The sequence below is a fragment of the Streptomyces sp. NPDC012769 genome, from assembly GCF_042901205.1.
Taxonomy (GTDB): domain Bacteria; phylum Actinomycetota; class Actinomycetes; order Streptomycetales; family Streptomycetaceae; genus Streptomyces.
In genome coordinates, this window is the sequence record NZ_JBIBCP010000002.1 from 277,006 (window position 1) to 295,744 (window position 18,739).

At 72.2% G+C, this 18,739-nt stretch carries 16 protein-coding genes and 1 pseudogene; 6 read left to right on the forward strand and 11 right to left on the reverse strand.

All coding sequences use genetic code 11. The features are described 5' to 3' along the window. Window positions 1–262: 262 nt before the first annotated feature. From ACFY7C_RS10115 to ACFY7C_RS10140, 6 genes are all read right to left on the reverse strand, one after another. Complete coding sequence (locus ACFY7C_RS10115) at window positions 263–685, reverse strand: hypothetical protein (RefSeq protein ID WP_389646720.1); 423 nt, start codon at window positions 683–685, stop codon at window positions 263–265. Then, window positions 682–1,110 carry a DUF4279 domain-containing protein gene (locus ACFY7C_RS10120; protein ID WP_389646723.1) on the reverse strand — a complete coding sequence of 143 codons (429 nt, stop codon included), beginning with the start codon at window positions 1,108–1,110 and terminating at the stop codon, window positions 682–684. The genes ACFY7C_RS10115 and ACFY7C_RS10120 overlap by 4 nt, the downstream gene beginning before the upstream one ends. A 77-nt stretch (window positions 1,111–1,187) precedes the next feature. Next, window positions 1,188–2,864, reverse strand: a complete 1,677-nt coding sequence (locus ACFY7C_RS10125) for a WXG100 family type VII secretion target (protein ID WP_389646726.1) — start codon at window positions 2,862–2,864, stop codon at window positions 1,188–1,190. Continuing rightward, complete coding sequence (locus ACFY7C_RS10130; RefSeq protein WP_389646729.1) at window positions 2,864–3,511, reverse strand: hypothetical protein; 648 nt, start codon at window positions 3,509–3,511, stop codon at window positions 2,864–2,866. The genes ACFY7C_RS10125 and ACFY7C_RS10130 overlap by 1 nt, the downstream gene beginning before the upstream one ends. After that, window positions 3,508–4,170: an SseB family protein gene (locus ACFY7C_RS10135; protein ID WP_389646732.1), complete on the reverse strand. Its 663-nt coding sequence runs from the start codon at window positions 4,168–4,170 to the stop codon at window positions 3,508–3,510. Before ACFY7C_RS10135 ends, ACFY7C_RS10130 begins: the two co-directional genes overlap by 4 nt. Window positions 4,171–4,317: 147 nt before the next feature. After that, complete coding sequence (locus ACFY7C_RS10140; protein ID WP_389646735.1) at window positions 4,318–4,776, reverse strand: DUF937 domain-containing protein; 459 nt, start codon at window positions 4,774–4,776, stop codon at window positions 4,318–4,320. A gap of 105 nt (window positions 4,777–4,881) precedes the next feature. Here ACFY7C_RS10140 and ACFY7C_RS10145 point away from each other — a divergent pair, with 105 nt between their 5' ends. From ACFY7C_RS10145 to ACFY7C_RS10155, 3 genes are all read left to right on the forward strand, one after another. Then, window positions 4,882–5,031, forward strand: a complete 150-nt coding sequence (locus ACFY7C_RS10145) for a hypothetical protein (RefSeq protein ID WP_389646738.1) — start codon at window positions 4,882–4,884, stop codon at window positions 5,029–5,031. Window positions 5,032–5,109: 78 nt separating this feature from the next. Further along, window positions 5,110–7,323 (forward strand): ATP-dependent RecD-like DNA helicase, encoded by a 2,214-nt coding sequence (locus ACFY7C_RS10150; RefSeq protein WP_389646741.1) that lies wholly within the window; start codon window positions 5,110–5,112, stop codon window positions 7,321–7,323. Window positions 7,324–7,502: 179 nt separating this feature from the next. Beyond that, window positions 7,503–8,792: a citrate synthase gene (locus tag ACFY7C_RS10155; protein ID WP_389646743.1), complete on the forward strand. Its 1,290-nt coding sequence runs from the start codon at window positions 7,503–7,505 to the stop codon at window positions 8,790–8,792. A gap of 357 nt (window positions 8,793–9,149) precedes the next feature. Here ACFY7C_RS10155 and ACFY7C_RS10160 read toward each other — a convergent pair whose 3' ends face one another. Next, the gene (locus ACFY7C_RS10160) at window positions 9,150–11,390 is read right to left on the reverse strand and encodes a heavy metal translocating P-type ATPase (protein ID WP_389646746.1); all 2,241 of its coding nucleotides are present in this window, start codon (window positions 11,388–11,390) and stop codon (window positions 9,150–9,152) included. A gap of 76 nt (window positions 11,391–11,466) precedes the next feature. Further along, window positions 11,467–11,700 carry a heavy-metal-associated domain-containing protein gene (locus tag ACFY7C_RS10165; RefSeq protein WP_389646749.1) on the reverse strand — a complete coding sequence of 78 codons (234 nt, stop codon included), beginning with the start codon at window positions 11,698–11,700 and terminating at the stop codon, window positions 11,467–11,469. A gap of 185 nt (window positions 11,701–11,885) precedes the next feature. On the opposite strand from ACFY7C_RS10165, the gene ACFY7C_RS10170 reads away from it, so the two are divergent. Beyond that, window positions 11,886–13,100 carry a cation:proton antiporter gene (locus ACFY7C_RS10170; protein ID WP_389646752.1) on the forward strand — a complete coding sequence of 405 codons (1,215 nt, stop codon included), beginning with the start codon at window positions 11,886–11,888 and terminating at the stop codon, window positions 13,098–13,100. Here the strand turns inward: ACFY7C_RS10170 and ACFY7C_RS10175 are convergent. After that, window positions 13,078–13,719: a TetR/AcrR family transcriptional regulator gene (locus tag ACFY7C_RS10175; RefSeq protein WP_389646755.1), complete on the reverse strand. Its 642-nt coding sequence runs from the start codon at window positions 13,717–13,719 to the stop codon at window positions 13,078–13,080. The two genes, ACFY7C_RS10170 and ACFY7C_RS10175, sit on opposite strands and share 23 nt — an antisense overlap. Before the next feature lie 167 nt (window positions 13,720–13,886). On the opposite strand from ACFY7C_RS10175, the pseudogene ACFY7C_RS10180 reads away from it, so the two are divergent. Next, window positions 13,887–16,135, forward strand: a pseudogene (locus ACFY7C_RS10180) (MMPL family transporter). 71 nt (window positions 16,136–16,206) lie between these two features. Here the strand turns inward: ACFY7C_RS10180 and ACFY7C_RS10185 are convergent. Then, complete coding sequence (locus ACFY7C_RS10185) at window positions 16,207–16,404, reverse strand: MarR family transcriptional regulator (protein ID WP_351658649.1); 198 nt, start codon at window positions 16,402–16,404, stop codon at window positions 16,207–16,209. Between the two features lie 235 nt (window positions 16,405–16,639). Beyond that, window positions 16,640–17,557, reverse strand: a complete 918-nt coding sequence (locus tag ACFY7C_RS10190) for a sugar phosphate isomerase/epimerase family protein (RefSeq protein WP_389646758.1) — start codon at window positions 17,555–17,557, stop codon at window positions 16,640–16,642. 146 nt (window positions 17,558–17,703) lie between these two features. Between ACFY7C_RS10190 and iolC the strand changes: the two genes are divergently transcribed. Further along, window positions 17,704–18,735 (forward strand): 5-dehydro-2-deoxygluconokinase, encoded by a 1,032-nt coding sequence (iolC, locus tag ACFY7C_RS10195; protein WP_389646761.1) that lies wholly within the window; start codon window positions 17,704–17,706, stop codon window positions 18,733–18,735. Window positions 18,736–18,739 lie beyond the last annotated feature (4 nt).

Sequence of the window (18,739 nt, forward strand, 5' to 3'; positions counted from 1 at the left end):
GCCGGCGGCCCGGCGGGAGGCGTGCATGGCGCGGGAGGCCCGCCAGGCCGGGTTCGGCGCGTGAGGCCGGGCGGCGCGGCCGGGCCAGGGGCCTGGCGGCGGGGCCGGGCGTCGAGGCGCGCGAGGCCGGGGCAGGCGCGTAGGCACGCCAGGGCCGGGCCCGGCGCGTGAGGGCCCACGGCGGGTGTGCCCTCCACGGGCGTGAGGCCCGCGAGCCCGCCCGGCTCGTCCGAGCCGCCCGGCCGCCCCGCGGCGTCGGGGCTCAGCCGAGCCAGTCCAGTGGGTCCTCCGTCGGCGTGTTGTCCGGCAGCAGGGTCGTGAAGGAGACCGGCAGGCCGAGCGCGGCGAGGAGTTCGGCCGCCTCGGGCGACAGCGTCAGCGGCCCGCCGCGGTCCACGGTCCCGGAGACGGCCACCTGGACGAGCCGGCCGGCGCCGGTCAGCGCGGCGATCCCGTCGAGATGCTCCCCGACGAGCGCGGCCAGCGCCGCGACCTGCTCGTCCAGCTCGGCGGACAGTTCCTCGTCGACGGTGAGGGCCCACCAGCCCGCCCCGTGATGGACCGACAGGCCGGGCCGCTCCGCCGCCGGCCGGGCGAAGCCGAGGACGTCCTCGACGGCCGAGGCGTCCAGGTCGCCGCCCGTGACGGCGAGGGAGGTGGTGATCGAGGTCCACATGGCGGTCACCGTTCGCTCGTGCTGGGGGTCAGGGTCAGGGGCAGGCCGAGGCGCGCCACCCGGCGCACCTCCTCGGCGGTCAGGGCGAGCTGCGAGTCGTTGTCCACGTACCCCCTGACCACGAGCGCGACGGAGACGCCTTCGGCCCTCAGGGCCCGCCACTGCTCCGCGTACGGCTCGGCCGCCGTCAGCACCGTGTCGAGCTGCGCGGCGAAGTCCCGGGTGGTGCGCTCGTCGCACTGCAGCCGCCACTCGCCGTCGATGTCGTCCGGCGGCCCCCAGCGGCTCGGGCCGGGCGGCCGGGTCGCCGTCGGCCGGAGGGCGACCCTCGCCGTCAGCGCGTCCGGGTCGAGTGCGGGGCCCCTGACCACGAGGGCGACCGAGGTCAGCGTCCACCTCGCTCCGTGCTGCGGCTGCTGCCGGTCCGTGCTCACCGTGTCGTGCCTTCCCGTCCCTGTCCCTGTCCCCGCACCGCCTGCGGCTTTCATCCCGCTCGTCCCGCTCGTCCCGCTCATTCCAGCTCCCGGCAGGCCGCCCAGTGGACGTTGCCCATGTTCTCCTTGAGCAGTTCGCTCAGGTTCGTACGCTTCGGGACCGTGGTCGAATTCTCGTACACGGTGAACCCTCCGCCGCCCTTCGGCTCCGGCGGCGCGAGGGTGTAGTCGGGGATGCGGTCGCCCGGCCCGAAGGTCTGGACGGCTCCGCCGGGGTAGTAGCCGCCCTCGACGGCGACTCCGCTGAGACCGTGCAGCCGTTCGGCGTGGGGGACGTAGAACGAGATGGTGGTGCCCTCGGGAACGACCATCTCGCCCGCGTGACGCTCCATGTAGCCGTGGCCGGCGAGCACCGTCTCCCCGTCCGTCCGGCCGCCCTTGAGGACCTGGCTCGCGTAGTAGCGCCCGTCGTCGTCGGACCACTTGCGGTCCTTGATGGGTTCCGGCTTGTTCTCGATGATGGCCTTCTTCACCTCCTCGACCGAGGGGACCTCGCCCCCCGAGCCGCGGCTCGCCAGACCGTCGAGACCCTCGCCGAGCCGCCGGCCGCCCCCCGGGGCGTCGACCCCGCCCTTGAGGCCCGCGCGCAGACCCCCGCGGACCAGGCCCGTGCCCTTGGTGCCGATCAGTTCGGGGACGAGCCGCCCGAGGAACTCCGCCGGGTCCCCCTTGGCCGCGTCCCAGGCGTTCTTCAGCGCGCGGTCGGGATTGGCGACGGTGGACGCGAGACCGGCGAGCGTCATGTTGACGCCCTTGTACCACTCGGCGGGGTGGGTCACGTTGTACGGGTCGAGCGGGTTGACGGCACGGACGAAGTTGACCAGCCCGGCCGTGCCCTTGATGATGCCGCCGCCGAAGTGGGCCAGCTCGAAGCCCTGGGCCATGCCGTGGTCCATCACCTCGTACATGAGCTTGTCCCGGCCCGTCGGCTCCTTCGGCGCGTGCGCCATCGCCGCCCTGACCGCCGTCTTCGCTGCCTCGCCGGCCTCGTTGCGCGCCTTGCGGGCGTCGTTCAGCACCTCGTGCGCGCGGCGGCGCTTCTCCGTGCTCGGATCGCTGAACTCACCCGGGTGCGGGAGGGGATGGTCGCTCGTGCGGGCGTCGTCGTAGGCCTTCGCCTTCTTCTCGTACGCGTCGGCCGCCCGCTCGTAGTCCTGCTTCGCCTCCTTGTAGAGGGCGATCGCCTCACGGGCCTTGCCCTGGGCGCTGGTGACGGTCCTGCCGTAGGTCTCCAGCGCCTGCGCCGCGTCCCCGAACGCGTCGGCGGCGCGCAGCCAGTCCAGCGGCAGCGTCTCGAACCGTTTGCGGAACGCGTCGGCTGCGGCCCCGTGCCAGTGGCTCGCGTCGAGCTGCTTCATGCCGGAGCCGACGAGGTCGAAGGCCTTCTTGAAGTCCCGCAGGTTCTTGACCGCCGAGGTGATCCGGTCGGGTTTGCCGTGGATCAGCTCGTCGGCCTCCTCGGTCTGCCCGAGCTGCTTCTCGCCGACCTCCGCGCCCAGCGAGGACGCGGTCTCGTCGCCCCAGTCCTCGACGGCCTCGGCCACCCCGTCGTAGCCGTAGTGCCGCAGCCCCTGCCCGGCCTTGTCGGTGACGTAGTCGACGCCCTCGCCGACGATCTCCTTGCCCTTGTCGATGCCCTTGTCGACGAGGTCCACGCCCTTGTCGACGAGACCGCCGAGTCCAGGGATGCCCATCAGCGCCTCTCCCCCCAACGCGGCTGCTCCGCCTGGTCGACGGTGGCCTGGTCGGGTTCGAGGTCGCGCTTCAGCCGCTCGTCGAGCCGGTCACGGACGGCCGGGTCGAGGTGACCGGCCCGCTCCATCGAGTCGAGCTGGGCGTCCATGACGTCGTAACCGGTGTTCTTCCAGGTCTGCTTGACCTCTCCATGGGCCTGGGAGAACGATTCGCCGCTCCAGTCCGCGTCGTCCCACATGTGCTGGTCGCGGATCTGCTCCCAGCTCATCTTCTTGACCTCGTCCTCGGACAGGTGCGGGTTCCCGTTGAGCGCGTTCACGCCGATCTTGAACGAGTCCTTGACGTACTGCTCCTGCTCGGCGAACGAACCCACCGACAGGCCGACTCCCTGGGCGAAGCCGTTGCCGCGCAGGGTGAGCGCGCGCACGCCCCACTCCCACCGGTTGCAGAACGTCTCGAACTCGGAGGTCAGGCCGCCGTGGCCCAGTTCGAGGCCGCTCAGGGCGAGATCGGAGAAGCCGCGGCCGACCGAGGCCTCGCCGATCATCCCGAGGTCCTTCAGCTCGGAGTGCGCCAGGTCGATGCCCCGGGCGATCTCCACCAGCGCCCAGGTCGGTGCCTCCAGCAGCGGATCGCTCCCGCTCATCGTGTCCCCCCGTGTGTCATGAATCCGTCGTTCCCGAGATCGACCGCCACCGCGTCCGGCACGATCCCCCGGACCGGCGGGAACAGCACGCCGTCCGGACTGCCCGCGTCGAGCGCCACCCCGGCCGGACCGGGCAGCATCGGCACCATCTCGTCGAGCAGCCGGGAGCCGAGGACGGTGCGGTAGTCCCAGGCGCGGTCGGCGTCCTGCTGTGCGTACGCGAAACGCGCGAGGGCCGCCTCGTCGGAGAAGGCGCAGATCCACCGCACGCCGTTCTGCTCGGCGGTCCACAGGCTGCCGTACGGGTCGAAGGGGACGAGTACGGCGGTGCTCCGGAACAGCGCGAGCAGTTCGGCGAACCGCTCGCCGACGGGCGCAGGTTCGCCTGCCCCGTCCTGCGTGCCGCCGACCGTGTCCCCGGCGCCGGTGTCGGCGCTGGTCGTGGGGGCGGTGGTGTGGCGCGTGGCGTCGGTGGCGCTTCGCGTGGCGTCAGTGGTGTTGCTCGTGGCGCCGGTGGAGGCGCCGGTGTGTGCGTCCGCGTCGGCCCGTGCGCCGGGCGTGGTGCCGGGCGCGGGCCGGAACGCGGTGGCCGCGTCGGCCAGTTCGGCCAGCCTGGAGACCTGGCGAGGTCCCGGTATCTCTTCCCCGTTGTCGATCACCGCTGCATGCTGCCACGCTGATCTTCCCGACTGCAACGAAGAACGACGCGCCGGACGCGAGGGGGCGGGGGAGCGCGAAGAGTCCGAGGGTACGAGGAGTGCGAGGAGTGCGAGGAGTGCGAGGAGTGCGAGGAGTCGGAGACGTGCCTAGCGCTTTCCGCCGCTGAGGATGTCCCCGAGTCCGCCGCCCTTCCTGCCCGCGGCCCGCCTGCTGATCACGGCCAGGACCACCGGGACCAGGACCTCGATCGCGCGGGTGACGGCCGGGGCCGGGAGGCCGGTCCTCCTGGCGACCGCGTCGGCCGCGGGCCTGGCCAGCCTGGCCAGGACGCCGGCCATCAGACCGCCGCCGACCAGGCCGCCGAGTGCGGCGACGCCGTGGAGCGGGGGCTCGGGCGCGGAGACCTCGGCGACGGCGGCGCGGACCTCGTCGGCGCTGACCGGTTCCGCGGCGGCCGAGCGCAGCTCGCCGGAGAGCTCCGCGACCGAGCTGCCCACGATCCGCTGCGCCCCGTCGGCGTCGGTGCCGAGCAGGTCGGCGATCTCCAGGAGCCGCTCTTCGCCGAGCTCGTCCAGCACCTCGTCCTGAAGGGAGGGTTCACTCATGCCGGAAACGCTACGACCCGCCGCTTTCGACGGCATGCCGAGCGCGGGCGACGGAGGAACCGCACGGACCCGTACGGCCGTCCCCCTCCAGGGGGGTGATGCGCTGTGCCGGAGTGGCTGATCGCGGTGCTGGTCCCGGTCGGGATGCTCGGTCTCGGGGCGGGCGCGTTCCTGGTGTGGGTGAAGTTCGGGACGGACCGGCCGGTGGAGCACCACGGTCCCGGGTTGCAGGACGAGTGGGACCCCGGCGGCTGACCGCGCCGCCCCGAGTTGTCCACAGGGCGTCGTCCACAGGGGCGGCGCGGTGTCCGAGGCCTTCGCTACCGTCGGATCATGTCCAATCTCGCCGTGCTCGAAGGGGTCCTGGAGCGGATCACCTACGCCAATGAGGAGAACGGGTACACGGTCGCCCGCGTCGACACCGGCCGTGGCTCCGGTGACCTCCTCACGGTCGTCGGGTCGCTGCTCGGCGCCCAGCCCGGGGAGTCCCTGCGGATGGAGGGCCGCTGGGGCTCCCACCCGCAGTACGGGCGGCAGTTCACAGTGGAGAACTACACGACCGTCCTGCCCGCCACCGTCCAGGGCATCCGCCGCTATCTCGGCTCCGGCCTCATCAAGGGCATCGGCCCGCGCATCGCCGAGCGGATCGTCGACCACTTCGGGACGGACACCCTCGACGTCATCGAGACCGAGCCGAAGCGGCTCATCGAGGTGCCGGGCCTCGGCCCCAAGCGGACCAGGCTGATCGGCGCGGCCTGGGAGGAGCAGAAGGCGATCAAGGAGGTGATGGTCTTCCTCCAGGGGGTGGGTGTCTCCACCTCCATCGCCGTGCGGATCTACAAGAAGTACGGCGACTCGTCGATCTCCGTCGTGCGCAACCAGCCCTACCGCCTCGCCGCCGACGTCTGGGGCATCGGCTTCCTCACCGCCGACCGCATCGCCCAGGCCGTCGGCATCCCCCACGACAGCCCCGACCGGGTCAGGGCCGGCCTGCAGTACGCGCTGTCGCAGTCCACCGACCAGGGCCACTGCTTCCTGCCCGAGGAGCGGCTGATCGCCGACGCGGTGAAGCTGCTCCAGGTCGACACGGGGCTCGTCATCGACTGCCTGGGGGAGCTCGCCGAGGACCCCGAGGGTGTCGTACGGGAGAAGGTGCCGGGACCGGAAGGACTGCCGGTCACGGCCGTCTACCTGGTGCCGTTCCACCGGGCCGAGCTGTCCCTCGCCGGACAGATCCGGCGCCTGCTGCGCGCCGAGGAGGACCGGATGCCCGCCTTCCGGGACGTGGCCTGGGACAAGGCGCTGGCCTGGCTCGCGGAGCGGACGGGTGCCTCGCTGGCGCCGGAGCAGGAGGAGGCCGTGCGCCTCGCCCTGACCCGCAAGGTCGCCGTGCTCACCGGCGGCCCCGGCTGCGGCAAGTCCTTCACCGTCCGGTCGATCGTCGAGCTGGCCCGTGCCAAGCGGGCCAAGGTGGTGCTCGCGGCGCCGACCGGCCGGGCCGCCAAGCGGCTCGCCGAGCTGACCGGGGCCGAGGCCTCCACCGTCCACCGGCTTCTGGAGCTGAAGCCCGGCGGCGACGCCGCCTACGACCGGGACCGGCCGCTCGACGCCGACCTGGTCGTGGTCGACGAGGCCTCCATGCTGGACCTGCTGCTCGCCAACAAGCTGGTCAAGGCCGTGGCACCGGGCGCCCATCTGCTCCTGGTCGGGGACGTGGACCAGCTGCCCTCGGTCGGCGCCGGCGAGGTCCTGGGCGATCTGCTCGCCCCCGACGGCCCGGTCCCGGCGGTCCGGCTGACCCGGATCTTCCGGCAGGCCCAGCAGTCCGGGGTGGTCACCAACGCGCACCGGATCAACGCCGGCGACCCGCCCCTCACGACCGGTCTCCCGGACTTCTTCCTCTTCGCCGAGGAGGAGACCGAGGACGCCGCCCGGGTGGCCGTCGAGGTCGCGGCGCGGCGGATTCCCGCCAGGTTCGGCCTCGACCCGCGCCGGGACGTCCAGGTCCTCGCCCCCATGCACCGGGGCCCCGCCGGAGCCGGCGCGCTCAACGGGCTGCTCCAGCAGGCGATCACCCCGGCCCGCCCCGACCTGCCGGAGAAGCGCTTCGGCGGCCGGGTCTTCCGCGTCGGCGACAAGGTCACCCAGATCCGCAACAACTACGAGAAGGGCGCCAACGGCGTCTTCAACGGCACGGTGGGCGTGGTGACCTCCCTCGACCTCGTCGAGCAGCGGCTCGTCGTGCGCACCGACGAGGACGAGGAGGTGCCGTACGACTTCGACGAGCTGGACGAGCTGGCCCACGCGTACGCCGTGACCATCCACCGCTCGCAGGGCAGCGAGTATCCGGCGGTGGTGATCCCCGTCACCACGAGCGCCTGGATGATGCTCCAGCGGAACCTGCTCTACACGGCCGTCACCCGCGCCCGGAAGCTGGTCGTCCTGGTGGGCTCCCGCCGGGCGATCGCCCAGGCCGTCCGTACGGTTTCGGCCGGGCGCCGCTTTACCGCACTCGCCCACCGGCTCACAGAGGGCACTGTCGTGTGAAAGATCACGGGGGACTTCCGGAACCGGGGCGAAGGGGGCAGGATGAGCAGGTTGGCGGCACTGAGTGCCGCCGATTGGCCCAATGGTCGACCCCGAGTGCACTCTCCTGAGCCAAATGGGGGATGGTAGAGACAGTCAGGGCACCTCGAAGAAGAGGCACTACGTCGGTGAGGGATGACGTGAGCGACAACTCTGTAGTACTGCGGTACGCGGACGGTGAATACACCTACCCGGTGGTCGAGAGCACCGTCGGCGACAAGGGCTTCGACATCGGGAAGCTCCGAGCCCAGACCGGTCTGGTCACCCTGGACAGCGGATACGGCAACACCGCCGCCTATAAATCCGCCATCACCTACCTGGACGGCGAGAAGGGCATCCTGCGGTACCGCGGCTACCCCATCGAGCAGCTGGCCGAGCAGTCCACCTTCCTCGAGGTGGCGTACCTGCTGATCAACGGCGAGCTCCCGACGGCGGACGAGCTCGCCACGTTCCAGAACGAGATCACCCAGCACACGCTGGTGCACGAGGACGTCAAGAACTTCTTCCGCGGCTTCCCGCGGGACGCGCACCCGATGGCGATGCTGTCCTCCGTGGTCTCCGCGCTGTCCACCTTCTACCAGGACAGCCACAACCCGTTCGACGAGAAGCAGCGCCACCTCTCCACGATCCGGCTGCTGGCCAAGCTGCCGACGATCGCGGCGTACGCGTACAAGAAGTCGATCGGCCACCCCTTCGTCTACCCGCGCAACGACCTCGGGTACGTCGAGAACTTCCTGCGCATGACCTTCTCGGTCCCGGCCCAGGAGTACGAGCTCGACCCGGTCGTGGTGTCCGCGCTCGACAAGCTGCTGATCCTGCACGCGGACCACGAGCAGAACTGTTCGACCTCCACCGTGCGACTGGTCGGCTCCTCGCAGGCGAACATGTTCGCCTCGATCTCCGCCGGCATCTCCGCCCTGTGGGGCCCGCTGCACGGCGGCGCCAACCAGTCCGTCCTGGAGATGCTCGAGGGCATCCAGGCCAACGGCGGCGACGTCGACTCCTTCATCAACAAGGTGAAGAACAAGGAGGACGGCGTCCGCCTCATGGGCTTCGGCCACCGGGTGTACAAGTCCTTCGACCCGCGCGCCAAGATCATCAAGGCGGCGGCGCACGACGTCCTGTCGGCGCTCGGCAAGTCCGACGAGCTGCTGGACATCGCGCTGAAGCTCGAGGAGCACGCGCTCTCCGACGACTACTTCGTCTCGCGCAACCTGTACCCGAACGTGGACTTCTACACGGGTCTGATCTACCGCGCGATGGGCTTCCCGACCGAGATGTTCACGGTGCTGTTCGCCCTGGGCCGTCTCCCGGGCTGGATCGCCCAGTGGCACGAGATGATCAAGGAGCCGGGTTCCCGCATCGGTCGCCCGCGCCAGATCTACACCGGCGTGGTCGAGCGCGACTTCGTCCCGGCCGAGGCCCGCTGACCTCAGCCGCCGCCGGATGGCGAAAGCGCCCCGCCGCCGATCCCCCCACGGGTCGGCGAGCGGGGCGCTTTCCATATCCCCGGTGCGGATTCCCCCCACGGGATCCGGGCCGGGCGTCTGCTCGCGCGGTCTGCCGGGGTACGTACGGGAGGGCCGCTCAAAGCTCCCCGGTGCACGTGCCCCGGCCGCGCTTGCCTGGGACGTCCCCCAAGACATCCCATGAACGTCCCCCAAGACGTTCTTGGCATCGCCCACTTAGACTCGCGAACAGCCCAGATGGTTACCCCCAAATATCTGTGATCTAGGTCTCTTTGTGAAGGTCCTGTGCATCACGTGTAGGTGAATTCGCTTGATCACTCAGCGGAAGCGCCGCAGTCGCAGGCTGTTGGTCACCACGAACACGGACGAAAAGGCCATCGCGAGCCCGGCGATCATCGGGTTGAGCAGTCCGGCGGCGGCGAGCGGCAGCGCGGCGAGGTTGTAGCCGAAGGCCCAGCCGAGGTTGCCCTTGATCGTCGCCAGGGTCCGCCGGGCGAGCCGGATGGCGTCCGCCGCGACCCGCAGGTCCCCGCGCACCAGGGTCAGATCGCTCGCCTCGATCGCCGCGTCCGTCCCGGTGCCCATCGCGAGACCCAGGTCGGCCGTCGCCAGGGCCGCCGCGTCGTTGACCCCGTCGCCGACCATCGCCACCGTGCGCCCCTCGGCCCGGAGCCGCCGGATCACCTCCACCTTGTCCTGCGGCAGCACCTCGGCGATCACCTCGTCGATGCCGACCTCCGCCGCCACCTTCTCGGCGACGGCCCGGCCGTCGCCGGTGAGCAGCACCGGCCGCAGGCCGAGGCCGCGCAGCCGGGCGACCGCCTCCGCGCTGGTCTCCTTGACCGCGTCGGCGACGGTCAGGGTGCCGCGGGCCCGGCCGTCCCAGGCGACGTGCACGACGCCGGGGCCCGTCTCCCCGGGCACCTCGATCCCCTCGGACGCGAGCAGCGCGGACCGTCCGACGACGACCAGATGGCCGTCGACCGAGCCGCGCACGCCGAGTCCGGGCACGTTCTCGAAGGTCTTCGGTACGGGGAGCTCGCCCACCCGGGCGGCGGCGCCGGCCGCCACGGCGCGGGCGACCGGGTGCTCGGAGGAGTGCTCCAGGGCGCCCGCGAGGCGCAGCAGCTCGTTCTCGTCGGCGCGCCCGGTGCCGTAGGCGCCGCCGTACACGTGCACGCCGACGAGCTCCATGCGGCCGGTGGTGACGGTGCCGGTCTTGTCGAGGACGACGGTGTCGACGCGGCGGGTGGACTCCAGGACCTCGGGGCCCTTGATGAGGATGCCGAGCTGGGCGCCGCGGCCGGTGCCGACCATGAGCGCGGTCGGGGTGGCCAGGCCCAGGGCGCAGGGGCAGGCGATGATCAGTACGGCGACGGCGGCGGTGAAGGCGGCCGTCGTGTCGCTCGTCAGCAGGAGCCAGCCGACCAGGGTGCCGAGGGCGATGAGCAGGACGACGGGCACGAAGACGGCGGAGATCCGGTCGGCGAGCCGCTGCACCTCGGCCTTGCCGTTCTGGGCGTCCTCGACGAGCCGGGCCATCCGGGCCAGCTGGGTGTCGGCGCCGACGCGGCCGGCCTCGACGACCAGGCGGCCGGAGGTGTTGACGCAGCCGCCGGTGACGGGGTCTCCCGGGAGGACGTCGACGGGGACGGACTCGCCGGTGAGCATGGAGGCGTCGACGGCGGAGGCGCCCTCGGTGACGGTGCCGTCGGTGGCGATCTTCTCCCCGGGCCGTACGACGAAGAGGTCGCCGACCGCGAGGGCGGCCACCGGGATCCGTACCTCCGTGCCGTCGCGCAGCACCGTCACGTCCTTGGCGCCCAGCCGCATCAGGGCGTGCAGGGCGGCGCCGGCCTTCCGTTTGGCGCGGGCCTCCAGATAGCGGCCGAGGAGGATGAAGGTGACGACTCCGGCGGCGACCTCCAGATAGACGGTGCCGGCGGCGTGCTCGCGGGTGACGGTGAGGTCGACGTCGTGCCGCATGCCGGGCATGCCGGCGTCGCCCAGGAAGAGCGCCCACAGCGACCAGCCGAAGGCGGCGAGGGTGCCGAGGGAGACCAGGGTGTCCATGGTGGCGGCGCCGTGCCGGAGGTTGGTCCAGGCGGCGCGGTGGAAGGGCAGCCCGCCCCAGACGACGACCGGGGCGGCGAGGGTGAGCGACAGCCACTGCCAGTGGTCGAACTGGAGGGCGGGGACCATCGCGAGGAGGACGACGGGCAGGGCGAGGACGGCGGAGACGGTGAGCCGCTGTCGCAGGGAGGCGAGCTCCGGGTCCTCCTCCTCCCGTACGGCCGGGGAGTCGGGGCGCGGCTCCGGCTCGGGTTCCGGTTCGGGCGCGGGCGGCGGGGGCTCCTCGGCGGTGTAGCCGGTCCTGACGACGGTGGCGATCAGGTCGCCGACCGTGACCTCCGCGGGATGTTCGACGCGCGCCTTCTCGGTGGCGTAGTTGACGGTCGCGGTCACCCCGTCCATGCGGTTGAGCTTCTTCTCGACGCGGGCCGCGCAGGAGGCGCAGGTCATCCCGCCGATCGTCAGCTCGGTGATCGTGGAGGTCATCAGCGTTTCCCAACGGGAGCAGGGCCGTACGTAGCAACCGTACGGCCCTGCGGAGGTGCTGCGGCGAGCGGTCCGCTCAGGCGCGGCCGACCAGCTCGTAACCGGCCTCGTCGACGGCGGCGCGGACGGCCTCCTCGTCGAGCGGGGCGGCGGAGACGACGGTGACCTGGCCGGTGGCCGCCACGGCCTTGACCGAGGAGACGCCGTCGATCTCGGAGATCTCGCTGGAGACCGCGCCCTCGCAGTGGCCGCAGGTCATGCCCTTGACCTGGTAGACGGTGGTGAGTTCGGTCTTCGTCTCGGCGGTCATGACGTTCTCCTCTTCGAGGGTGTTGCGGTGCGGGGTCCCGCAGGTGCGCGGGGCCGTACGCCGTACTAGCACAGAGTATACCCCTAGGGGGTATGGATTGCACGGGTGTCCGACGCGTGGCGCGAGGGGTGGTGCGATCCGGGCCCGGCAGGGCGACCGACCGGCTCTCATGGTAGATACCCGATATGTCGCACTCGGGGACCACGCTGATCCTGATCATGGCGATCGCCGTCCTGGCGCCGCTGCTCGCCTACCGGGTGGGCCGCCGGCTCCCCGTCCCCCTCGCCGTCTTCGAGATCCTGCTCGGCATCCTCATCGGCCCCGACGTCCTCGGCTGGGCGAAACCCGACGAGCTGATCGACGGTCTCTCGGAACTCGGCCTCACCATGCTGATCTTCCTCGCCGGATACGAGATCGAGTTCGGCAAGGTCCGCGGCGACACCCTCAAGCGCTCCGTCGGGGCCTGGCTCCTCGCCCTCGCGCTGGGCCTCGGCCTCGGCGTGCTGCTCGGCGGCGGCTACGACAAGGGCGTGTTCATCGGGGTGGCGCTCACCAGCACCGCCCTCGGCACCGTCCTGCCGGTGCTGCGCGACGCCGGCGAGCTGGGCGGCCGCTTCGGTGCGGTGGTCATGGCCTTCGGCGCCGTCGGGGAGTTCGGGCCCATCATCGCCATGGCGCTGCTGCTCAGCGGCCGGGGCGCGGCCGAGTCGACCGCGCTCCTCGCCGTCTTCGCCGCCCTCACGGCGGCCGCCGTCTACTGGGCGCTGCGCCCGCGCCCGCCCTGGTTCTCCCAGATCATCGCCAGGACCCTGCACAGCAGCGGCCAGTTCGCGGTCCGCTTCGTCTTCCTGCTGCTCGCCCTGATGCTGGGCGCCTCGACGGCGCTCGGACTCGACGTGCTGCTCGGCGCTTTCGCCGCCGGTCTGATCACCCGTCTGGTGCTCACCGGCGCCGCCCCGGAGTCCGGGCCGCAGATCCTGGAGAAGGTCGAGGCGGTCGGCTTCGGCTTCCTCGTCCCCGTCTTCTTCGTCGTCACCGGCGTCGAGTTCGACCTCGACTCCCTGCTCTCCGGTGGCCGTACGCTGCTGCTCCTGCCGCTCTTCCTGGTGCTGTTCCTGGTGGTCAGGGGCGGCCCGATCTGGTTCCTCGCCCCGGGCGACCTCCCGTGGCGGGACCGGGCCGGGCTCGTCCTCTACGGCTCCACGGCGCTGCCGCTGGTCGTCGCCATCACCACCATCGGCGTGGACGACAAGGCGCTCACGGCGGGCGAGGCGGCCGCCCTGGTCGGCGCGGCGATGGTCTCGGTGCTTGTCTTCCCGCTGCTCGCGCTGAAGCTGCGCGCGGGGCGGGAGTCCGCGCCGCCGCCCGCCCAGCCGGTCATGGGCTCGGAATCGTGGTGAGCGCCCGGCCGATGACCGGGTCGAGGTAGCGCAGCAGGACCGTCTTCGTCTCGGCGATCACCGCGTCCCGCTCGGGCCCCTCCGGCGCGGCCAGGATCAGATCGAGCCCCGCCTTCACGATCGCGAAGGTCATGTCGGCGATCCGGGAACGCTCGGCGGCCTTGCTGCCGGGCACGTAGTGGGCGAGCAGATCGTCGACCCGGGCGAGCAGCGAGGCGTGCAGGGCGTCGTGCTCCTCGGCGATCCGCCCGGGAATCTCGGAGCCGTGCATCAGGGCGAGGAAGGCCGGGTTCTGGCAGTTGAACGCGATGAGCGGGTCGAGGACGGCGTCGAGGAGCTCGGGCAGGGGAAGGGCGAGGTTCTCGGGTGTGAACGCCTGGCCGTGGGCCTCCCGCATCTGGGCGAGCAGCCGGTCGCCCAGCTCGAGGGCGATGGCCTCCTTGTTCGGGAAGTACTGGTAGAGCGTGCCGGGGGAGACGCTCGCCTCCCGTGCGATCGCGTTGGTGCTGGTCGCCGTGTAGCCGTGGGCGCAGAAGACGTTGGCGGCGGCCTGGAGCAGCTGTGCGATGCGGCGCTCGCCGCGGGCCTGGCGCCGGCGCGGCTTCGGTTCCTCGGGCATGGCTGTCGTCCCCGGCTCTCTGAACGCGATTGACAAACGCGAGAGGTCGCTCGCATTCTTGAGAAACGCGAGCGATCACTCGTGTTTGCCAGTCTATTGGGCAATGGGCGACCCCTGCGCCCCGCCGGAAGCGCGCGCACGGGTCATGGTGAAGGGGACACCGCGTCATGGCCGAAGTCAAGAAAGCGCAGCCCACGGGGGGTGCGCCCGGGGGCTGGACGCGGTTCGTGACGGCGAGGCCCCGCCTGACGCTCCTGGTCGCCCTCGTCCTGACCGCGCTGGCGGTCCTCGCCGGCGGCGGCGTCGCCGACCGGATGGGCAGCGGCGGCTGGGAGGACCCCGACGCCGAGTCCACGTACGCGGTGGAGGTCCTGGAGCGCGAGTTCCCCGCCTCCCAGCCCAATCTGCTGCTGCTCGTCGACGCGGGCGACGCCGGCGTCGACGCCCCGGCCGTCGTCGCCGAGGCCAGGCGGCTCGCCGAGCGGCTCGACGCCCGACCGGACGTCGACGGCGTCGGTTCGTACTGGCAGACCGGCTCCCCCGCGCTGCGCTCGAAGGACGGGCGGCAAGCCCTGATCGCCGCCCGGATCGACGGCGACGAGAAGACGGCCGGCGAGGTCCTGGAGCAGATCGCGCCCGAGTTCCGCGGCAGCCACGGACCCGTGGAGGTCTCCCTCGGCGGCCCGCTCGCCGTTCGCCACGAGATGCAGACGATCATCCAGGAGGACCTGCTCAGGGCCGAGCTGATCGCCCTGCCCCTCACCCTCGTCCTGCTCGTCATGGTCTTCGGCAGCGCCGTCGCCGCCCTGCTCCCGCTCGGCATCGGCATCGTCGCCATCCTCGGCACCAACGCCGTGCTGCGCGGCCTCACCGAGTTCACCGACGTCTCCGTCTTCGCCCAGAACCTCACCACCGCCCTCGGCCTCGGACTCGCCATCGACTACGCCCTGTTTGTGGTCCGCCGCTTCCGCGAGGAGCTGGCGGCGGGCGCCGACACCAGGGCCGCCGTCGCCACCACCCTGCGCACCGCCGGGCGGACCGTGCTGTTCTCCGCCCTCACCGTCGCCGTCTCGCTCGCCGCGATGCTGGTCTTCCCGCAGTATTTCCTGCGCTCCTTCGCCTACGCCGGCATCGCCGTCGTCCTGCTCGCCGCCGCCGCGGCCCTGATCCTGCTGCCCGCCGCGCTCATGCTGCTCGGCGACCGGATCAACGCCCTGGACCTGCGCCGGCTCCTGCGCCGCCGGGCCCGGCCGGGCGGGACGGCCGCCGGAGCCGACGGCGCCGCGGGTGAGGACGGCGCCGGCTGGGCGCGGACCGCTGCCCTGGTGATGCGCAGGGCGCCGCTGTTCGCCGTCGCCACCGCCACCGGACTCGTCCTGCTCGGACTGCCCTTCCTCGGCGTGAAGTTCGGCACCGCCGACGACCGCCAGCTCCCGGCCACCGCGCAGTCCCGCGTGGTCCAGGACCAGCTGCGCGAGGACTTCCCCGGCAGCCCCGGCGGGGCGCTCACGGTGCTCGCCGAAGGCCCCGCCACCCCCGGGCAGTACGCCGAGTACCGGGAGCGGATCGAGCGGCTCGACGGGGTCGTGCGGGTCGACGGGCCGGTGACCTCCGGGTCCGGCGAGCGGACCCACGCTTCCTTCACGGTCGTCCCCGAGGGCGAGGGCGTCGGCGCCGGGGCCCAGCGGGTGGTCGGTGAACTGCGCGCCCAGCAGGCCCCCTTCGAGACCTCCGTCACCGGCGCGGCGGCCGTCCTCGTCGACTCCAAGGACGCCATAGGCGAGCGGCTGCCCTGGGCGGCCGGCATCATCGCCGTCGTCACCCTGCTGCTCGTCTTCCTGCTCACCGGCAGCGTCCTGATCCCGATCCAGGCCGTCGTGCTCAACGCGCTCAGCCTCACGGCCATGTTCGGCGCGGTCGTCTGGGTCTTCCAGGACGGTCACCTCTCCGGACTGCTCGGCTTCACCCCCACCGGCGACATCGAGACCACCCTGCCCGTCCTGATGTTCTGCGTCGCCTTCGGACTCTCCATGGACTACGGGGTGTTCCTGCTCTCCAGGATCAAGGAGGAGTACGACGCCACCGGCGACCACGAGCACGCGGTCCGCTTCGGACTGCGCCGCACCGGCGGCCTGATCACCGCGGCCGCCGTGATCCTGGCCGTGGTCATGGTGGGATCGGCACCTCCCGGGTCACCAACACCAAGATGCTCGGCCTCGGCGTCGCCCTCGCCGTCCTCATGGACGCCATGGTGGTGCGCAGCCTGCTCGTCCCCTCCGTGATGAAACTGACCGGACGCCTCACCTGGTGGGCCCCCGGGCCGCTGCGCCGGTTCCACGCGCGCTTCGGCATCAGCGAGGGCGGCGCGATACCCGAGGCACCCGGGCGGGAGCGGGTGCCGGAGAAGGTCGGGTAGCGCCGACACGGGCCGGGGCCCCGCGCCGCGGTGTGCGGTGCGGGGCCCCGGGGGACGGCGGGAAGGGAGGGTCAGTCCCGGCGGCTCCGGTTCCCGGGGCGGTTGGCCACCCAGGCGCGGATGGTGTCCGCGTACCAGTAGGGCTTGCCCGACTCCACATGGTCGGGGGCGGGCAGCAGCCCGTGCTTCCGATAGGAGCGGACCGTGTCCGGCTGCACCTTGATGTGCGCGGCGATGTCCTTGTACGACCAGAGCCTTCTGTCCGTCATGTGTGGCACCTCTCCTGCGTGCCCGGCAGCGGCGGCGGGGGTGCCGTCGGGGGAGCTGCCGGGCGTCACTGGTGATCACTGGCGATCACTGGCTGGTGATCACTGAGCCTGTGCCCGGTGAACGCCCGCCACGGACGCCAGGAGAGCGCCTGTCGAACGGCTGTGACGGAAAACCCGCGTAATGGAGATATGCGTGACGAAGGGGCGACGGACGTGACGTAAGTGATGCATCACCTCAGGCGCCGCAGGAGCGGAGGAAGCGACGGGTGCGCACCGCGATGGGGAAGGGCTTGTCCGGCTCGCACGGGTACATGTCCTGCTCGACGATGGCGAACAGGTCCACGTCCAGGGCCTGCGCCGCGGCCAGGACCGGTTCGAGGGCCGGCACCCCCGAGGGCGGTTCGCACATCACGCCCCGCGCCACCGCCGGGCCGAAGGGCACCTCGTCCGCGACCACCTCGGCGAGGACGGCCGGGTCGACCTGCTTGAGATGGAGGTAGCCGATCCGCTCGCCGTAGGTCTCGATGAGCTTGACGCTGTCGCCGCCGCAGTAGGCGTAGTGGCCGGTGTCCAGACAGAGCGAGACCAGGTCCGGGTCGGTGGCGTCGAGGAAGCGGGTGACGTTCTCCTCGCCGTCGATGTGGGTGTCGGCGTGCGGGTGGACGACGATCCGCAGCCCGTAGCGTTCCCGGACCTCGTGGCCGAGGCGTTCGGTGAGACCGGTCAGATGCCGCCACTGCTCGCTGTCGAGGGTGCGGTCCTCCAGGACCCGGCCCGTGCGGTCGTCCCGCCAGAAGGAGGGAATCACCACCAGGTGCTCCGCGCCCATCGCCTGGGCGAGGGCGGCGTTCTCGGCCACATGCGCCCAGGTCCGCTCCCACACCGCCGGGCCGTGGTGCAGCCCGGTGAACACGGTCGCCGCGGACACCTTCAGGTCGCGGCGGGCGGTCTCCTCGGCGAGGACGGCCGGATCGGTGGGCAGATAGCCGTACGGGCCGAGCTCGATCCAGCTGTAGCCGGCGCTCGCCACCTCGTCGAGGAACCGCTGCCAGGGCACCTGCCGGGCGTCGTCGGGAAACCACACGCCCCAGGAATCCGGGGCGGAACCGATGCGGATACGGGACAGCGGCGACCGGTTCGTCGGGTTCGTCATGCATGCCACCTTGGCGGCGGTCTGCGACGAGCGTCAAGACACCGTCCGCACCCGCGTCCGTCCGCGCGGACGTGGCGTTGACAGGGCCGGGGGCCGTGGATAGACCTGGGACGAGGGCCCGGCGGGGCCGAGGAGAGGTGCGTGGCATGACGGCGGAGCCGTACGACCGGCCGTACGACCTGATCACGATGGGCCGCCTCGGCGTGGACCTCTACCCGCTGCAGAGCGGTGTGGAGCTGGCCCGGGTGGAGAGCTTCGGCAAGTTCCTCGGCGGCTCCCCGGCCAATGTGGCCGTCGCCGCCGCCCGGCTGGGGCGGAGCGTCGCTCTTGTCAGCCGTACCGGGGCCGACCCCTTCGGGGAGTACCTCCGCCGAGAGCTCCGCGCGTTCGGGGTGGACGACCGCTGGGTGACGGAGGTGACGGAGTATCCCACTCCGGTCACCTTCTGCGAGATCTTCCCGCCCGACCACTTCCCGATCCACTTCTACCGCCGCCCCAAGGCCCCCGACCTGGAGATCCACCTCCACGAGCTCGACCTCCCCGCCCTCCGGGCCGCCCGCGCCTTCTGGGCCACCGGCACCGGACTGAGCGCCGAGCCCAGCCGGACCGCCACCCTCGGCGCGCTCCGGGAGCGCGCCGACGGCGCCGGGCCGGACGCGCTCACCGTCCTCGACCTGGACTGGCGGCCCGCCCTGTGGGACGGAGCCACGCCGGCCGACGACGCCCGGCCGCTCTACCAGGAGGCCCTGCGGTACGCCACCGTCGCCGTCGGCAACCTCGACGAGTGCGAGGTCGCCACCGGCGAGCGCGAGCCGTACGCCGCCGCCCGCGCGCTGCTCGCCGCCGGAGTGCGGATCGCCGTCGTCAAGCAGGGCCCCAAGGGCGTCCTCGCCCTCGCCGCCGACGGCACCGCCGCCGAGGTGCCGCCGCTGCCGGTCGAGGTGGTCAACGGCCTCGGCGCGGGCGACGCCTTCGGCGGGGCACTGGCCCACGCCCTGCTCGCCGGCCGTGACCTGGAGGACGTGCTGCGCCACGCCAACGCGGCGGGCGCGATCGTCGCCGGACGGCTCGCCTGCTCGCCCGCGATGCCGTACGCCGACGAGATCGCCCTCGCCCTCGCCACCGGCACCGGATCCGTCCCCGCGCGCGACCGGGAGAGCGGCCCGGCCGAGGGGTAGGGAC

Coding starts and splice junctions, on each gene's coding strand:
- ACFY7C_RS10125 (WP_389646726.1), bottom strand. CDS start 2,864: ATGGGCATCCCTGGACTCGGCGGTCTCGTCGACAAGGGCGTGGACCTC.
- ACFY7C_RS10130 (WP_389646729.1), bottom strand. CDS start 3,511: ATGAGCGGGAGCGATCCGCTGCTGGAGGCACCGACCTGGGCGCTGGTG.
- ACFY7C_RS10140 (WP_389646735.1), bottom strand. CDS start 4,776: ATGAGTGAACCCTCCCTTCAGGACGAGGTGCTGGACGAGCTCGGCGAA.
- ACFY7C_RS10150 (WP_389646741.1), top strand. CDS start 5,110: ATGTCCAATCTCGCCGTGCTCGAAGGGGTCCTGGAGCGGATCACCTAC.
- ACFY7C_RS10160 (WP_389646746.1), bottom strand. CDS start 11,390: ATGACCTCCACGATCACCGAGCTGACGATCGGCGGGATGACCTGCGCC.
- ACFY7C_RS10165 (WP_389646749.1), bottom strand. CDS start 11,700: ATGACCGCCGAGACGAAGACCGAACTCACCACCGTCTACCAGGTCAAG.
- ACFY7C_RS10170 (WP_389646752.1), top strand. CDS start 11,886: ATGTCGCACTCGGGGACCACGCTGATCCTGATCATGGCGATCGCCGTC.
- ACFY7C_RS10175 (WP_389646755.1), bottom strand. CDS start 13,719: ATGCCCGAGGAACCGAAGCCGCGCCGGCGCCAGGCCCGCGGCGAGCGC.
- ACFY7C_RS10185 (WP_351658649.1), bottom strand. CDS start 16,404: ATGACGGACAGAAGGCTCTGGTCGTACAAGGACATCGCCGCGCACATC.
- ACFY7C_RS10190 (WP_389646758.1), bottom strand. CDS start 17,557: ATGACGAACCCGACGAACCGGTCGCCGCTGTCCCGTATCCGCATCGGT.
- iolC (WP_389646761.1), top strand. CDS start 17,704: ATGACGGCGGAGCCGTACGACCGGCCGTACGACCTGATCACGATGGGC.